Below are 15,001 nucleotides of genomic sequence, written 5' to 3'. Positions count from 1 at the left end.
CCGCTGCAAAAGTCGCGCGCCGTGCGCCCGTTGGGCGTCTTCGCGTGCTGCGTCCCAAGGAAGTACTCCTACGCCTCGTGGTCGGTCAGGGCATGAAAATCCCCCGCTCCTATACGGAGGCCGACCGCGTGGTGTTCAACTGCCTCAGAAATTCTCAGAAATCTCTTATGAGCCTCGTAAACCTCGTCTGAGCCACGAGGTTCGGCCGCTCCCGCCACCGCGGCCGGCCCTCACTCCATCAGGCCGGCGGCGAGCGTCGCCCCCAGTTCCCAGCACGCCTCGATGTCCGCCTTGGCGGGCTCACCGGTCACTTTCACGGGCTGTGCGGTGCGGCGCCAGTCGAGGCCGGTCGTGATCGAGTCGATCGCCCGCACGGCGCCCGTCACATCGCTGCCGCCGTGCACGTAGTAGCCGAACGGGCGGCCTCGGGTGGCGTCCAGGCACGGGTAGTAGATCTGGTCGAAGAAGTGCTTGAGGGCTCCCGAGATGTAGCCGAGGTTCGCCGGGGTGCCCAGCAGGCAGGCGTCCGCGTCCAGCACGTCGGAGGCCGTGGCCGACAGGGCCGGCCGCCGCACGACGTCGACGTTCTCGATCTCCGGGGCGGTGGCACCGGAGACGACGGCTTCGAGCAGGGCCTGGCAGTTGGGCGAGGGGGTGTGATGGACGATCAGCAAGGTAGGCACATCCCGAACCCTGCCGTCGCGCCGCCGATCAGCGCAACCGCGACTCTCCGGCCAGTGAGTTGACCTTGGCGACCGCGGACGACAGCTGGTCTCGCACCCCTTCCGGCAGCGCCTCGCCCTTCACGGCGGCGACCAGGTCGCCGGCGAGGGTGTGCAGCTTGGTGTTGGTGTTCTGGGAGGCAGCGACGAGCACCGTCCAGGCGTCCTCGGAGGTCAGGCCGAAGGAGGCCATCAGGATGCCGCGGGCCAGGTCGATGGTCGGCCGGGTCTGCATGGCCCGGCGCAGCTGCGCGACCTCGATCCGCAGGTCCTGGTCGAAGTCCTCGGACTCCTCGGCGTCCTCGGCTGCCGCAGCCTGTGCCGCCGGGCCGGCGAACAGCGCCTGGGTGCCGGTCAGGGCGAGCAGGCGGTCGACAGCGGCACTGCTGGTGCGGATGGCCACCGTCTTGTCCTGCCGCAGCGCTCGTTGGCGCAGACCGAGCAGGATGTTGAGGGCGGCGCAGTCGCAGAAGGAGACACCCTCCAGATCGAGATCGACGCCCCGGACCGAGCGGCCGAGGCCTTCGCGCACAGCGCTGCGGAACACCTCGCTGGAGTCGAGGTCGATTTCCCCGCACACCTTCACGCAGACTCGGTCGCCGTCCGGGCGCAGTGCCGTGGTCAGGGCGCGCTCCGACCTCGCCTTCGGCCCACCCGAGGTGTGCGCGGTCCCGTCGTCGCCCCCGGCGCGAGGCTGCGTGAAGGACGTGAGCTCGGGCATGACCGCCTCTCTCCCAGAGTGCTCCTCGTCTCCGTCCAAGAGTGACCCGAACTGGCGAACACGTCAACCGATACGTGAAATCCAGTACGTGTTTTTGTATACGTGAACTTCACGTCCTAGTCTTGGGTTATGGACGCAGCCCCTGAGCCGCACACCGGGTGGACATTCCTGACCAACCACGCCCGCGTACTGGCGGCGATCGCCGACAATCCGAACGTCCGCATCCGGCACATCGCGGCCCACTGCCGTCTGACGGAACGCGCTGTCCAGAAGATCATTTCCGATCTGGAGCGGGACGGCTATCTGTCGCATGTCCGCGAGGGACGCACCAACACCTACCAGATCGAGCCAGGCATGGTGCTGCGTCATCCGGCCGAGGCGGGGCTGCCGGTGGCCGCGCTGCTCTCGCTGCTCCTCCAGGACGAGGTCGATCGCAGCACGGCCACCGACCAGTTGAGCGCGAAGCGCCAGCGGATCCCGGTCGAGGGCGGTTGAGCGGTCGCCGGAGCGCACCGGCGTCCCGGCGACACCCGAGGCGCTCAGCGGAGCACGCGCAGGGCTCCGGGCAGGACTCTGAGCGTGACCGGGAGGGTCGCCTCCACTTCGCCGTCGGCGCCGTAGGGCACCTCGCGGTCGGCGGCGATACGGATCTCCTTGCCCCGCAGGATCTCCACCTGGGGGCGGCGGACGTGGACTCCGGTCTTGAGCTCGTTCATCAGGGTGAAGAAGAGCCGGCGCGGCGCCTCGCGGATCATCACGACGTCCAGCACCCCGTCGTCCACGCGGGCGTCCGGGGCGATGAGCCGACCCGAGCCGTAGTAGCCGGAGTTGGCGGCCACCACCGTGTAGCCGGTGTGCGGGTGCTCCTGGCCGTCGACCGTGACCCGGTAGCGCGCGGCACGCCAGGTGGCGACGGCCCGCAGCCCGCCCGCGTAGTAGGAGGCGGCGCCGCGCAGCAGGGTGGCGTTGTTGGCGTGGCGGTTGGCCAGCGCGTCGACGCCGGCGTACACGCTGCCGAGGACCACGGTGCGGTGGTGGACGGCGGATTCGACCTCGATGGTGTCGACGGCGCGGGGCTCGTGGTGGAGCAGTACCTCGGCGAGGGCCGCCGGGTCGGTGGGCAGGTCCAGCGCACGGGCGAAGTCGTTCCCGCGGCCGGCGGGGACGAGGCCGAGCACGACGTCGGTGCCGCTGAGGGCGCCGCCGATGCCGCCGGCCATGCCGTCACCGCCGACGGCGAGCACCACCCGGCCCCGCTCCCCGGCGTCCCGCGCCAGTTCCTGGGCGTGGGCGAGGCTGCGGCTGTACTGGGTCTCCAGATCGGCCCCGGCCTCCCGCAGCGGCCGGGCGACCTCAAGCAGCGCGGCCGCGGAGGCGGATCCGCCCGCCGTGGGGTTGACGATGGCGGTGAACTGTCGCATCGGTGTGCCTTTCGGGCCGACGGGGGCGCTGCCGGAGGCGGGCGGGAGGGGGACGAGCGGGAAGGGTGCGGAGCGGGAGAGGCGGGGCGTGGGCCGGGTCAGTCGAGCGGCAGGAGGACACCCGGGTTGAGCAGGCCTGCCGGGTCCAGGCGGCTCTTGACGGCGCGCAGCGCCTCGATGCCGAGGGGGCCGGCCTCGCGGACGTACCAGTCCCGGTGGTCGGTGCCCACGCCGTGGTGGTGGCTGATCGTGCCGCCGGCCGCGAGGATCGCCTCGTTGGCGGCGTGCTTGGCCTTCTCCCAGTGCGGGACGGGGTCCTCGCCCTGCGCGGAGACGACGGTGAAGTACAGCGAGGCGCCGTTCTCGTAGACGTGGGAGATGTGGCACATGACCAGGGGCGGCGTGCCGGCCTCGGTGAGCGTGCCGGTGAGGGCGTCGCGGACGCCCGCGTACAGCTCGGGCACCCGTGACCAGAAGGTCGCCGTCTCCAGCGTCTCGACGAAGGCCCCGGCGTCCAGCAGGGAGTCCCGCAGATACGGCGCCGAGTAGCGGCCGTGCGCCCACCGCCGGCCGGGTTCCTCGCCCAGCGGCGTCCCCCCGCAGTCCCGCAGGACGGCGGCGGCACGCTCCCTGCGGTACGAGGTGTCCTCGTCCGTCCCCTCGTAGCCGGCGATCGCCGTGCACCCCGCGGACCCCTGCCCGTCGATCGAGGCGCCGATGGCGTCGGGCTGGGCGAGGCCGATCAGTGTCTCGGTCTCGTCGGACAGGCGCAGCACCGTCGGCCGCGGGCCGTCCTGGGCGAGGCGGCGCAGTGCGGCGGCGCCCGCCTCGAAGGAGTCGAAGCGCCAGCCCTCGTACACACAGGTCGCGGGGACGGGCCGGATCCGCACGGTGACGGAGGTGATGACGCCGAAGGCGCCCTCGGAGCCGAGCATGAGCTGACGCAGATCGGGGCCGGCCGCCGAGCGCGGTGCGCGGCCCGTGTCGAGGGTGCCCTCGGGGGTGGCGACGGTCAGGCCGAGCACCATCTCGTCGAAGCGGCCGTAGCCGACGGACGCCTGCCCGCTGGAGCGGGCGGCGGCGAACCCGCCGATGGTGGCCCACTCGTAGGACTGGGGGAAGTGCCCGAGCGTGAAGCCGTGTTCGGCGAGCAGCGCCTCGGCGTGGGGCGCGCGCAGACCGGGCTGCAGGGTGGCGGTGCGCGACACCGGGTCGAGGGCGAGCAGTTGGTCCATGCGGCGCAGGTCGAGTGCGACGAACGGGCCGCGCCGGGCGGGCGCGAGGCCGCCGACGACGGACGTGCCGCCTCCGAACGGGACCACCGTAAGGCCGTGTTCGGCGCAGGCGCGCAGCGCGGCGAGGACCTCGTCGTGGTCGGCGGGGAGTACGACGGCCGCCGGGATGTCGTCGACCTCGCCCTCGCGGATCCGCAGCAGGTCGGGGGTGGACTTGCCGCGGGTGTGCCGGACGCGGCTCTCCGCGTCGGTGCGGACGTGCTCCTCGCCGCCGACCGCCGCGGCGAGGGCCTGCAGCGCGGCGGGTTCGAGGGCCGGCTCGGGTACGGCGATGCCCTCGAGGGCGACCGGCTCGGCGGTGCGCGGCTTGACGCCGAGCCAGTCGCGCAGCAGCCCGGTCACGGTCTCGGGCAGCGGCGCCGCCTTGGCCGGGTCGCCCCAGCCGCTCCACAGCATGTCCATGGCTGTCGTCCTCACCGGTCGATTCGAGCGATGCCGTGTTCTCCGCGGCTCCGCAGGCGTTACACTGTTACACATGACGCCTATTCGTCACAACCACTCGGACGGCGACGCGGTGCTCGACGCGGTGCGCGACTGTGTCCTGGCCGTCGGTGTCCGCCGTACGACGCTGACCGACGTGGCCCGCCGCGCGGGCGTCTCCCGGATGACGCTGTACCGGCGGTGGCCCGATGTGCGCTCCCTGGTGGGGGACTTGATGACCCGCGAGTGGGTCGCGGTCGCCACCGGGGCGATGCCCGAACGGCGGCCCGGGACGGCCACCCGCGGCCTGATCGTCGACGGACTCGTGGCCGGAGTGGCCGCCTTCCGCGCGCACCCGCTCTTCCTGAAGATCGTCGACGTCGACCCGGAACTGCTTCTGCCGTACGTCCTGGACCGCCGGGGCGCCAGCCAGCAGGCGCTCCTCGCCCTGCTCGCCGACGCGCTGCGGGAGGGGCACGCCGACGGATCCGTACGTCAGGGCCATGTCGAACGGCAGGCGCGGGCCCTGCTGCTGATCGTGCAGTCCTTCACCCTGTCCCTGCGGACCATGACCGACGAGGACGACGCCGACCTGAGCAGTGCGGCCTTCCAGGCGGAACTGCGCGGCATCCTGGAGAGGACCCTCACGCCATGACCCCTGCCACTCCCCCGGTCCCCCGCTCGTCGCTGTCGGCGGCCCGGCGCTCCCGCGAACTGGCCGAGACCGTCGGCGGTCCGGCCGTGGACGTCCTGGTCGTCGGGCTGGGCGCGACGGGCGCCGGAGCCGCCCTGGACGCCGCCGCCCGCGGCTTGTCCGTGGCCGCCGTCGACGCCCACGACCTGGCGTTCGGCACCTCGCGCTTCAGCAGCAAGCTCATCCACGGCGGGCTGCGCTATCTCGCCTCCGCGCAGCTGGACGTGGCGCACGAGAGCGCCGTCGAGCGCGGGGTGCTGATGGAGCGCACGGCACCGCATCTGGTGCGTGCCCAGCCGTTCGTGCTGCCCCTGACACCGCTGGTCTCGCGCGCCCAGTCCACCCTCGCCTGGGCGGGATTCCGGGCCGGCGACGCGCTGCGCCTGGCGGCCCGCACGGCCCGCGCCACCCTGCCCGCACCGCGCCGCCTCTCCACGGTGGAGACCCGGCATCTCGCCCCGGCCCTGCGCACCCCGGGCCTGCGCGGCGGCCTGCTGTCCTGGGACGGCCGGCTCACCGACGACGCCCGTCTGGTGACGGCGATCGCCCGCACCGCCGCCGCGCGCGGCGCACGGATCCTGACCCGCGTCAGGGCGCTGGAACTCACCTCCTCCGGCGCCCGGATACGCGACGAACTCACCGGCGAGGAGGGCGAGATCAGGGCCCGCGCCGTCATCAACGCCTCCGGCGTCTGGGCGGACGGCCTGGTGGACGGCATCCGGATCCGCCCCTCGCGGGGCACCCATCTCGTCCTGCGCTCCGATCATCTGGGCCCCCTGCCCGCGGGGCTGCACGTCCCGGTCCCCGGCGAGACCAACCGCTTCGTGCTCGTCCTGCCCCAGGGCGACGGCCGGGTCTACGTCGGTCTGACCGACGAGCCCGTCGAGGGCGACGTCCCCGACGTGCCCAAGGTGCCGGAGACCGACATCGGTTTCCTGCTCGACGTCCTCGGCTCCGTGCTGGACGTTCCCGTCCGACGCGAGGACGTGGTGGGCGCTTTCGCGGGCCTGCGGCCCCTGCTCGACACCGCGCCGGCGGAGCGCTCCGGCGGCGCCCCGCGCACCGCCGACATCTCACGCCGGCACGCGGTCCTCACCTCGTCCGAGGGGGTGATCACGGTGGTGGGCGGCAAACTGACGACCTATCGCCGGATGGCGCAGGACGCGGTGGACAGCGCCGTCGCCACCCACCGCCTCACCGCCGGCCCCTCGCCGACCGCCTCGCTCCCCCTTGTCGGCGCCGCGTCACCCGAGGCCCTGGGCGCCGTCCGGGCACCCCGCCGCCTGGTCCAGCGCTACGGCACCGAGGCCCCGGCCGTTCACGCGCTCGGCGCGCACGACCCCCGGCTGGGCGAACCCGTGGTGCCGGGCCACCCCGTCACCGGCGCCGAACTCCTGTGGGCCGTACGCCACGAAGGCGCCCTCGACGAGTCCGACCTGCTTGACCGGCGCACCCGCATCGGGCTGGTCCCGGCCGACCGGGCGGCCGCGCTGGACGCCGTACGCGAGGTATGCCTGACGCACGCGTCCGACCTGCACCTTCCCGAGCCGAACCACCTCTGAGACCCGCCCTGTCAGGGCCGGCCTGTGTCGTGGGCCGGCTGGAACAGTTCGACGAGGTTGCCCGACGGGTCGGCCAGCAGGATCTGGCGTCCGCCCGGGCCGGAGACGACCTCGCTGCTGAAGGAGACACCGGCGCCGCGCAGCCGGGCGATCTCGGCATCGAGGTCGTCGAAGGTGAGGTGGATGCGGTTGCCGCCCGAGCCGGCCGCCTCCTTCGGGGTGGCCCGGGCGCCCGAACTCGGCGGACCCGACAGCAGCAGCCGCAGCCGGCCGCGGAGCACGTCGGCGAAGGCCGGGGCGGCGCTGGAGTGCAGCACGAACCCGAGGTGGGTGGTGTAGAAGTCGACGGCGGCCTGCACGTCGTCGACGAGGTAGCGGACGCTGACGTATTCCTCGTGAGGGGTCATGACTCGGACCTCGCAACGGTCTCGGGGAGGTTCAGGAGCGGCATCAGATGCCTGATGCGGGTGTCCATGTCTGCTGCCGTGCGCTGAAAGGCCGCGTAGCCGGCCCGGCCGGTGCCGTCCGCCGCGCCCGGGTCGGCCATGCTCCAGTGGACCCGGCGGGGGCCGAACTCCGGACAGACCTCGCGTGCCTTGTCGCACAAGGTGATCACGTGGTCGAAGCGGCGGCCCGCCAGGTCGTCCACGTGCTGGGTGCGCCTGCCGGAGACATCGATGCCGTACGACTCCCGCAGCACCCGGACGGCGTGCGGGTGCAGCCGCGCCTTGGGACGGGTCCCGGCGCTGGCCGCGGTGACGCCGTCGGCGGTGTGATGGCGCAGCAGGGCTTCGGCGATCGGCGAGCGGGCGCTGTTGCCGGTGCACACGAAGAGCACCGCGACCGGGCGGACCGGCGACAGGGCGCCGGGACCGCGCGGCGCCGATTTGGGTTCCTGGCGCAGCGCCGGGTGCAGGGCGGCACCGACGGCCGCCAGAGACCCGGCGCAGTGCTCCAGGTCCAGGTGGTGGTAGCTGTCGCGGCCGTCGAAACTGCTGCGTCTGGCCGTGACCAGACCGCCGTCGCGCAGCAACCGGAGGTGATACGAGACGAGGTTCTGCGGCTCACCGAGGCGTTCCACCAGTTCCCGCACCCGGTAGTCGCCCTCGGCGAGCACGGTCAGCAACCGCCAGCGCAGCGGATGCGCGGCGAGCCGGACGAATTCCGGCGGTGCTACGGCCGCAGCCGTGGGTCGGGGTCCCATACCTCGAAAATACATCAACCCCAATTGATGCACCACCGTCGACCCGGGCCGGGACTACGGTGGAGATGAGGCTCCCGCGCAGGAGGGAGAGGGCCATGCCCGAGCACAGGGTCGGCACGCAGGAGGAGTTCGAGGCGGCGCGCCAGGAGCTTCTCGCGGAGGAGAAACAGCTCACCCGGCGCAGCGACGAACTCGCGCGGAAGCGGCGCGAGCTGCCCTGGGTGCCGGTCGAGAAGGACTACGGCTTCGAGACCGAGGCCGGGACCAGGTCACTCGCGGACCTCTTCGACGGGCGCTCGCAGCTGCTCGTCTACCACTTCATGTTCGGTCCGCCGTACGAGGCCGGATGCCCGGTCTGCTCCTCGATCGCGGACACCCTCGACCCCAGCGCGGTCCACCTGAAGGCACGCGACGTGACGCTGATCTGCTCCTCACGGGCGCCGCTCGACAAGCTCCTGGCCTACCGGGAGCGCATGGGCTGGAGCTTCGACTGGGTCTCCACCGTGGGCGGTGACTTCCACCGCGACCTCGGCTTCCTGCACACCGAGGACGAGCTGAGGCCGTTCCTCGAAGGCGAGATTCCCGCGGCCGTGCGTCAGATGGCGGAGGCGTCCGGCACGGATGTGCTCGGGTACGTCACCGAGGGCCCCGGGCTCAGCGCCTACGCGCTCTCCGACGGCACCGTCCACCGGACCTACGTCACCACCGCGCGCGGCCTCGAACCGGTCATGGCCTACTACGGGCTCCTCGACCGGGCGCCGCTGGGCCGCCACGAGGAGGGTGAGGAGAGGCACTGGCTGCGCCGCCACGACGAGTACGGCAAGACCTGATCAGCGGCCGGTGCTCCGTCAGTCCGGGCCGCTCCAGTCGAACGGGAAATGCTTGCTGGACTTGCCGCTTCGGTCCCAGCTGAAGCCGAAGGCGTCGACCTGGTCGGTGGTGGAGCGCCCCCACGTGGCGACCTGCCCCGGGCCGACCTCGGCGCCACCGGGATTGTGGACCTGCACCCGCGCCCCGGCGGGCGTGGTGGGACCGGCCAGGGCCTCGACGCGGGCGGTGACCTTGCCCGGCACCTCGACGCTCCACGAGCCCAGGTCGTCGTCGATCTCCACGATGACCGGGGCGACTTCCATCCCGCGCACCTCGAAGGGCGCCATCTGTGCGAACTCTCTCGGCCAGCCCCCGACCTCACCGCTGAAGATCGTGCCCAGCGCGGCGCGCTGCTGGTCGTCGGCGCGCTCGTCGACGAAGAAGGCGGCGTACGGGTCGGTGACCGCACCGGCCCAGATGTTGCCTACGAAGGACCCGAGCATCAGGAAGTTCAGCCCGTCCAGCCGGACATCGCCGTAGTGGCCCTCGCGTATGTGCCAGACGAGGACGCCGTCGCAGTCGCCCTCCGTCGGGGGCTGCGCGAAGGTGCAGGGGCAGGGGATGGCGCACTTGCAGGCGTCGAACCAGTCACCGACCAGGCGCCAGGCCGGGCTGGTGGTCGCTTCGGTCATCTCACCGACCTCCTCCTCCCCACGGCGTAGCGGCCTCATCTCCAGCATGCGCCTGCCGAGGTCGAAACCCCAGCCCCGCCCGGCGGGAGCCGCTTCGCCCGCCCCAGCGCTTTCAGGCCCCGCGATTCCGTGCTCTGCTGGAGATGCCAGGGAGGCGTGCCATGCCCCATCTCCCGATCGCCCCGCCGGTGACCACCCGGCCCGGAGTGCTGCTGCCCAGGCAGGATCTGGCCCTCGGCTGGACGCTCCTCGCGCTGATCGCCGCACTGGCGTGGCTGCTCACGATCGCCCAGTCCCGGGACATGGAGATGGAGCCAGGCACCATGGGCCTGGCACTGCCGCTCTTTCTCCTCCTGTGGGTGGTCATGATGGCGGCGATGATGCTGCCGTCCCTGGCGCCCGTCGCCCTCACCTGGGTACAGGCGATCCGCCGCAGCACCACGGGACGCACCCGGACCCTGCGCACGGCGGAGTTCATCGGCGGATACCTGCTCGCATGGGCCGGGTTCGGGCTGCTGGCGTACGGGGCGCTGGCCGCCACCGGGCGTCTCGTCGACCGTGATCCGGACGCGGGCCGCTGGATCGGGGCGGGCGCGTTCCTGCTCGCGGGACTGCACCAGTTCGGCCCGCTGAAACGGGTCTGTCTGCGGCACTGCCGCAGCCCGATGTTCCAACTGCTGCGGTACGCGCACTTCCGGCCGTGGGCGAGGGATCTGCGGGTGGGCGCGCACCACGGGCTCTACTGCGTCGGCTGCTGCTGGGGCCTGATGATCGTCCTGATCCCCCTCGGTCTCATGAACGTGGCAGCGATGGCGGGGCTTGCCGCCGTGATCTTCCTGGAGAAACTGTGGCGTGGCGGCCCTTGGCTCAGCTGGGCGGTCGGGGGCGCATTTCTCGTACTCGCCGTGCTCGCCCCGTTCCACGAGTGGCTGCTGCCCGGTCTGCGGATGTCGGATCCGTCGATGGACCACATGTGAGGCGTCAGGCGTCACCCCGGCGAAAACACCAGACGTTGTCGTCCCGGAACCCCTCCACCCCGTCCGGCGAGACATGCGCGCTGCGCACCGTCTCCAGCGTCCGCACGGTCCAGTCGGCCTCGGGCAGGGCGAGTTCGTCGAGCACACCCCGCAGCGTCGGGAACTCCGCGTCGAAGGGCGGCTCGGTCTGCCAGGACGGCCAGCCGGCGTGCATGACGATCAGCAGGGTGCCGCTCGCCGCGACGGCGTCGGCGGCCCGCCGCAGGATCCGCCGCTGGTCCAGTCCGACCGGCGATTGCAGGTACTGCGCGTTCACCAGGTCGAAGGATCCCTCGGGGAACGTCTCTCCGAGCACATGGCGCTCCCAGACCGTACGGTCGCCCACACCGGCCTCGGCGGCGTGCAGCGCGGCCCGCTCCAGGGCCGTGTGCGAGATGTCGGCGCCGGTCGCCCGCCAGCCGCGCGAGGCGAGCCACACCGCGTCGGCCCCCTCGCCGCAGCCGAGGTCGAGCGCGCGGCCCGGCGCGAGGTCGCCGGCCTCACGGACGAGCAGCGCGTTGGGGCGGCCGCTCCACAGCCGGCCGCCGTCGCGGTAGCGGGCCTCCCAGAACTCAGCGGCCTTGAGGGGGTGGGTCTCGGTCACGGGGCCTCCCGGATGCGCAGGGTCGATGGCGGTGCCGGGGGAAAACCCGGCCCTTCGAGGAATCCTGCGCGGCCTTGGGCGGAGCGACAAAGAGCCTTGCCGATTCTGCAAATCGACGGCACGGGAGCACTGGCCGCGACGCGCTCGTCGGCTCCCGCACCGCAGGCTGGTTCAGGCCTCCGGTGCCTCCAGCCAGAAGCCGGAGCGGGTGCGCCAGAGCTCCAGGAGTGCCGTGTCGCCCTTCGCCTCGACGGCGGGGGCGGGCCGCTTGTAGAAGTACAGGAGCAGCTCGGTCACCGGGCCGCGCGCGGTCGCGGTCACGTCGTCGTTGCCGGGGCGCCAGACGGGCCGCTCACCGGTGAGGTCGACGACCCACTCCCTGGCGTCGGTCGCGTCGATGTGGAGCCTGCGGTCGGGGCCGAGCAGGTCGGGCAGGTCCGGGCGGGCCTCGAACGCCTCGGGGAACGTGGAGTATTCCAGCCACTCCTGAACCCCGTCCGCGGCGAGGTCGGTGTCGAGCGCGAACCGGGCTCCGGTCGCCAGGGCCGCGTCGGCCCGGTGCACGACGGTCTCGTACGTCATGCGCCGGGCCCAGAAGGCGACCGGCGCCGCGCGCTCCTCGGAAGGGTTCCAGGCCAGGGCGTCGGGCCCTGCGGCGCGCAGGGTGGCGCTGAGCCGTGACGCACCCTCGGTGAGCCACGGGACGAGGGTGGAGGCGTCCTCGTGGGTGTACGGCGTGAGGTCGTTGACCAGGTCGTCGGGGATCGGGCCGGTGGCGCGGGTGCGGACTATCTCCTCGGCCCAGCGGTGGTCGCCGCCGATGTGCCGCAGCAACTGGCCGAGGTTCCAGCCGGGACAGGAGTGCACGGGGACGGTCATGTCCGCGCCGCGCACATGGGCCGTGAGCCACGCGGTCTGGGAGATGATCTCGTCGCAGTGGCGGTCGAAGCTCAGCGAGGTCACCTTCTCATCATGCCGCAGGGCCCTGATCGGCCTGTCGGCGGCCTCTACTACTGTGTCCGCCTGCGCAAGATCAGGAAGCAGGAGCGGGTGGGGAGAGACACGATGCTGGTGGGGGCGGGGAAGACACGGCGGCGGCTGGCCCAGGCGGCTTTGCTGGCCGGGGTACTGACGGGGTGTTCGGGGGCGGCGGAGGGCGACGCCAAGCCGTCGCCGAGCGCGTCGGCGTCCGCCGACGGGAGCGGGCCGGCGGTGAAGAGCGGGGGCAGCGTGGGTGCGGCCGGCTCGGCGTGCGAGCTTCCCGTCACCTTCGACATCGCCGAGGACTGGAAGGCAGAGGCCGTCGACGCCGGGACGGACGGTGGTGACGGTTCCGCCGCGCCGGACGGCGAGTTGGCCCAGGAGGTGGCCGACGCGCTGCTGCACCAGGGTCCGGTCACGGCCGCCTGCGAGGTCGACGCCAAGCCGGCCGGGAACATCGGCTTCCTCCGCGTCTGGACCGGCGAACCGGCCGACGCCGACGCACGGGCCGTACTGGAGGCCTTCGTCAAGGCGGAGGACGGCGCGAGCAAGGCGAAGTACAGCGCCTTCGAGGCGGGAGGCCTCAAGGGTGTCGAGGTGAAGTACCTCTTCACCAGTGAACTGCTGGAGGAGACGAAGGAGGAGTCCGCGCTGGCCGTCGCCACGAAGCGGGGTCCGGTCGTCATCCACCTCGGCGGGATGGACACCGACGAGCACCGGGCGATGCTGCCGGCGTACGAACTCGCCAAGAAGACCCTGCGCGCGAGCTGAACCCCGGAGTTGCCGTCCGGCGCGGGTGTCCTTCACCAGACGCCCGCGCCGGACACGATCGCCCCGAGTGGGTCAGGACGCCGCGCAGGACCCGATAGCCGGGGCGGCGCTGCTGCCGTTCTTCCTGACCGTGAAGCCGAAGCTGGTGGAGGATCCGGCGGCCACGCCTGAGGGAGTCGAAAGTTTCGACCCCCTCTACGACTGTTCCGTGGCCGTGGCCTATGACTCGGCCCCGGTGTAGAACGCGATCGTCGCCGCGGTCGTGGCCGCCACCACCTGCTCGTCGGCTCCCGAGGCGGCGTAGGCCTCGCCCCACAGCTCGCCCGACCGGGTCGCGTACGCCTTCCCCTCGTCCGAGAGCTGCCAGGCCTCGGCCTCCTCCCTGCTCATCCCGCCGCCGGCGAGGTGCATGGCGAGGCCGAGCAGCGCGCCGTCCCAGCCGACACCCACGGCTCCGGGCCCGAACCGGTCCCAGAACTCGGGCGGCACCACGGCCACATGCTCCAGCTCCAGTACCGTCCGCTCCTCACCCTCCGGCGTGAGCCGCACCTCGACCTCGCTGAATCCCGGGTCGGGCCCGTACAGCCAGCTGACGCGCAGCCGCTCCGGCTCCCGGCACTCAAGGATCTCCCCGCCGGCGTTGCCCTCCAGCTGGTACCGCCCGCCGACCTTAAACTCCCCGCTGACGGGCAGGAACCAGCGGCCGATCCGCTCCGGTGACGTCACGGCGTCCCACACGTCGGCGATCTCGGCGTCGTAGGCGCGCCTCATCAGCACCGTACGGGCCTCGCCCGACTCGACCTGCCGTACACCGACCTGCCGGTGCAGGCGGTTCAACTCGTCGACGATCTCACTCATCCTCGCTCGCTTCCCTTCTCAGCCTGCGCTCGCGCTTGCCTCGCGCGAGCTCCGTCCCGAGGGCGTCCAGTCGCTGCTCCCAGAAACCCCGGAACCTCTCCAGCCACGCGTCCACCTCACGCAGGGGCGCGGCGTCGACGGCGTACAGCCGTCGCGTGCCCTCGGCCCGCACGGACGCGAAGCCGCTCTCGCGGAGCACCCGCAGGTGCTGCGAGACGGCGGGTTGGGAGATTCCGAACTCGTCCTGGATCACGGCACTGATGTCGCCCGACGCCTGCTCGCCCGAGGCGAGCAGCTCCAATATCCGGCGTCGCACCGGATCACCCAGCACATCGAAGGCGTGCACGGCTCCACTATGCCAGGCGCTGCTTATATAAGGCAAGGCTTAAATATAGGCCGTGGTCGGGCCGGGGCCCGATGGGTGCGCGCCTACGCGCGCTCGGTGAGGAAGCGGTCGAGTGCCGTCGTCAGCTCGGCGGGCTTCTCCACCGGCAGTTCGTGTCCGGCGTCCACGACGCGGACCACCGCGTCCGGGTAGGCCTTGGCCATCCGCAGCATCTGGGACAGGGGCAGCTGGATGTCGTGGTAGCCGTGCACGATCAGGGTGGGCGTCCGTATCTCGCCGACCTTGTCCAGGACGTCGAAGGCGCGCATGGCCCCGTAGAGCGTCATGACGACCTCCCGGGGGGTCTCGGCGGAGGCGCGGACATACTCCCTGATCTCCTCGCGCGGGTATCCGGGGGCGAAGGCGCGCTGGATGTTGGTGGCCATGAACAGCTTGAACGGCACGAGGGTCGAGGCGGCCATCAGCAGGGCGCGGCCGCGGCTGTAGGCCATCTTCCCGATGGTGTTGACCAGCACCATGCGCTCGACCCGCTCGGGGTGGGAGAGCGCGATGGTCTGGGCGATCATGCCGCCCATGGAGTGCCCGACGATCACGAAGCGCTCGATCTCCAGGTGATCGAGCAGGGCGAGGACGTCCTTGGCCAGGGCGTCGATCGTGCGCACGCCTGAGCCGGTGCTCTCGCCGTGTCCGCGCAGGTCGAGCCGGACGACGCGCCGCCGCTTCGCGAAGTGGGACATCTGGTGGTCCCAGCGGTGGCGGTCCGCCGTCCAGCCGTGGACGAACACCAGGGGCACCGCCTCGCCGTCGCGGGGGCCCTCGTCGTCGTACGTCAGTCTCGCGGCGTCGACTTCGAGCTGCGGCATGGCTGGCCTCCTGGTGTGCGC

19 protein-coding genes are annotated in these 15,001 nt (G+C 72.1%); 7 read left to right on the top strand and 12 right to left on the bottom strand.

The window, feature by feature from the left end:
* Positions 1 to 230 precede the first annotated feature (230 nt).
* On the bottom strand, positions 231 to 683 hold the full coding sequence (locus ACIRD7_RS16360; protein ID WP_403453499.1) for a flavodoxin family protein: 453 nt from the start codon (positions 681 to 683) through the stop codon (positions 231 to 233).
* Positions 684 to 711: 28 nt separating this feature from the next.
* Positions 712 to 1,443, bottom strand: coding sequence for an anti-sigma factor antagonist (locus ACIRD7_RS16355; RefSeq protein WP_403453498.1), 732 nt, complete (start codon positions 1,441 to 1,443; stop codon positions 712 to 714).
* A gap of 129 nt (positions 1,444 to 1,572) precedes the next feature.
* Between ACIRD7_RS16355 and ACIRD7_RS16350 the strand changes: the two genes are divergently transcribed.
* Positions 1,573 to 1,938, top strand: coding sequence for a helix-turn-helix transcriptional regulator (locus ACIRD7_RS16350; RefSeq protein WP_403453497.1), 366 nt, complete (start codon positions 1,573 to 1,575; stop codon positions 1,936 to 1,938).
* Between the two features lie 44 nt (positions 1,939 to 1,982).
* On the opposite strand, the gene ACIRD7_RS16345 is transcribed toward ACIRD7_RS16350, so the two are convergent.
* Complete coding sequence (locus ACIRD7_RS16345; RefSeq protein ID WP_403453496.1) at positions 1,983 to 2,864, bottom strand: YegS/Rv2252/BmrU family lipid kinase; 882 nt, start codon at positions 2,862 to 2,864, stop codon at positions 1,983 to 1,985.
* Between the two features lie 98 nt (positions 2,865 to 2,962).
* Positions 2,963 to 4,561, bottom strand: coding sequence for an FAD-binding oxidoreductase (locus ACIRD7_RS16340; RefSeq protein WP_403453868.1), 1,599 nt, complete (start codon positions 4,559 to 4,561; stop codon positions 2,963 to 2,965).
* Positions 4,562 to 4,634: 73 nt separating this feature from the next.
* Here ACIRD7_RS16340 and ACIRD7_RS16335 point away from each other — a divergent pair, with 73 nt between their 5' ends.
* Together ACIRD7_RS16335 and ACIRD7_RS16330 are read left to right on the top strand one after the other, a co-directional pair.
* Positions 4,635 to 5,234 carry a TetR/AcrR family transcriptional regulator gene (locus ACIRD7_RS16335; RefSeq protein ID WP_403453495.1) on the top strand — a complete coding sequence of 200 codons (600 nt, stop codon included), beginning with the start codon at positions 4,635 to 4,637 and terminating at the stop codon, positions 5,232 to 5,234.
* Entirely contained in the window at positions 5,231 to 6,835 is a 1,605-nt protein-coding gene (locus ACIRD7_RS16330) for a glycerol-3-phosphate dehydrogenase/oxidase (RefSeq protein WP_403453494.1), read from the top strand. The genes ACIRD7_RS16335 and ACIRD7_RS16330 overlap by 4 nt, the downstream gene beginning before the upstream one ends.
* Positions 6,836 to 6,846: 11 nt before the next feature.
* On the opposite strand, the gene ACIRD7_RS16325 is transcribed toward ACIRD7_RS16330, so the two are convergent.
* Both ACIRD7_RS16325 and ACIRD7_RS16320 read right to left on the bottom strand, forming a co-directional pair.
* Positions 6,847 to 7,242, bottom strand: coding sequence for a VOC family protein (locus tag ACIRD7_RS16325; RefSeq protein WP_403453493.1), 396 nt, complete (start codon positions 7,240 to 7,242; stop codon positions 6,847 to 6,849).
* A complete protein-coding gene (locus ACIRD7_RS16320; RefSeq protein ID WP_403453492.1) occupies positions 7,239 to 8,039 on the bottom strand; it encodes an ArsR family transcriptional regulator in 801 nt (266 codons plus the stop codon). The genes ACIRD7_RS16325 and ACIRD7_RS16320 overlap by 4 nt, the downstream gene beginning before the upstream one ends.
* Positions 8,040 to 8,134: 95 nt before the next feature.
* Here ACIRD7_RS16320 and ACIRD7_RS16315 point away from each other — a divergent pair, with 95 nt between their 5' ends.
* Complete coding sequence (locus ACIRD7_RS16315) at positions 8,135 to 8,869, top strand: DUF899 domain-containing protein (protein WP_403453491.1); 735 nt, start codon at positions 8,135 to 8,137, stop codon at positions 8,867 to 8,869.
* 18 nt (positions 8,870 to 8,887) lie between these two features.
* Here the strand turns inward: ACIRD7_RS16315 and ACIRD7_RS16310 are convergent, their stop codons facing one another.
* The gene (locus ACIRD7_RS16310) at positions 8,888 to 9,541 is read right to left on the bottom strand and encodes a DUF1326 domain-containing protein (protein ID WP_403453490.1); all 654 of its coding nucleotides are present in this window, start codon (positions 9,539 to 9,541) and stop codon (positions 8,888 to 8,890) included.
* A 161-nt stretch (positions 9,542 to 9,702) separates the two neighbouring features.
* Between ACIRD7_RS16310 and ACIRD7_RS16305 the strand changes: the two genes are divergently transcribed.
* On the top strand, positions 9,703 to 10,518 hold the full coding sequence (locus ACIRD7_RS16305) for a DUF2182 domain-containing protein (protein WP_403453489.1): 816 nt from the start codon (positions 9,703 to 9,705) through the stop codon (positions 10,516 to 10,518).
* 4 nt (positions 10,519 to 10,522) lie between these two features.
* Here ACIRD7_RS16305 and ACIRD7_RS16300 read toward each other — a convergent pair whose 3' ends face one another.
* Entirely contained in the window at positions 10,523 to 11,161 is a 639-nt protein-coding gene (locus ACIRD7_RS16300) for a class I SAM-dependent methyltransferase (RefSeq protein ID WP_403453488.1), read from the bottom strand.
* A gap of 171 nt (positions 11,162 to 11,332) precedes the next feature.
* The gene (locus ACIRD7_RS16295; RefSeq protein ID WP_403453487.1) at positions 11,333 to 12,124 is read right to left on the bottom strand and encodes a maleylpyruvate isomerase family mycothiol-dependent enzyme; all 792 of its coding nucleotides are present in this window, start codon (positions 12,122 to 12,124) and stop codon (positions 11,333 to 11,335) included.
* 102 nt (positions 12,125 to 12,226) lie between these two features.
* On the opposite strand from ACIRD7_RS16295, the gene ACIRD7_RS16290 reads away from it, so the two are divergent.
* On the top strand, positions 12,227 to 12,913 hold the full coding sequence (locus ACIRD7_RS16290; protein ID WP_403453865.1) for a lipoprotein: 687 nt from the start codon (positions 12,227 to 12,229) through the stop codon (positions 12,911 to 12,913).
* A gap of 67 nt (positions 12,914 to 12,980) precedes the next feature.
* Positions 12,981 to 13,154 (top strand): hypothetical protein, encoded by a 174-nt coding sequence (locus tag ACIRD7_RS16285; protein WP_403453486.1) that lies wholly within the window; start codon positions 12,981 to 12,983, stop codon positions 13,152 to 13,154.
* Here the strand turns inward: ACIRD7_RS16285 and ACIRD7_RS16280 are convergent.
* From ACIRD7_RS16280 to ACIRD7_RS16270, 3 genes are all read right to left on the bottom strand, one after another.
* Positions 13,133 to 13,771, bottom strand: a complete 639-nt coding sequence (locus ACIRD7_RS16280) for an SRPBCC family protein (RefSeq protein WP_403453485.1) — start codon at positions 13,769 to 13,771, stop codon at positions 13,133 to 13,135. The two genes, ACIRD7_RS16285 and ACIRD7_RS16280, sit on opposite strands and share 22 nt — an antisense overlap.
* Entirely contained in the window at positions 13,764 to 14,117 is a 354-nt protein-coding gene (locus tag ACIRD7_RS16275; protein WP_403453484.1) for an ArsR/SmtB family transcription factor, read from the bottom strand. The genes ACIRD7_RS16280 and ACIRD7_RS16275 overlap by 8 nt, the downstream gene beginning before the upstream one ends.
* Before the next feature lie 83 nt (positions 14,118 to 14,200).
* On the bottom strand, positions 14,201 to 14,980 hold the full coding sequence (locus ACIRD7_RS16270) for an alpha/beta fold hydrolase (RefSeq protein ID WP_403453483.1): 780 nt from the start codon (positions 14,978 to 14,980) through the stop codon (positions 14,201 to 14,203).
* Between the last annotated feature and the right edge of the window lie 21 nt (positions 14,981 to 15,001).

Source organism: Streptomyces sp. NPDC093568 (genome assembly GCF_044764945.1).
In the GTDB taxonomy this organism is placed as follows: Bacteria; Actinomycetota; Actinomycetes; order Streptomycetales; family Streptomycetaceae; genus Streptomyces.
The sequence above is the reverse complement of the archived record's forward strand: the minus strand, read 5'-3'. Positions and strand labels throughout refer to the sequence as shown.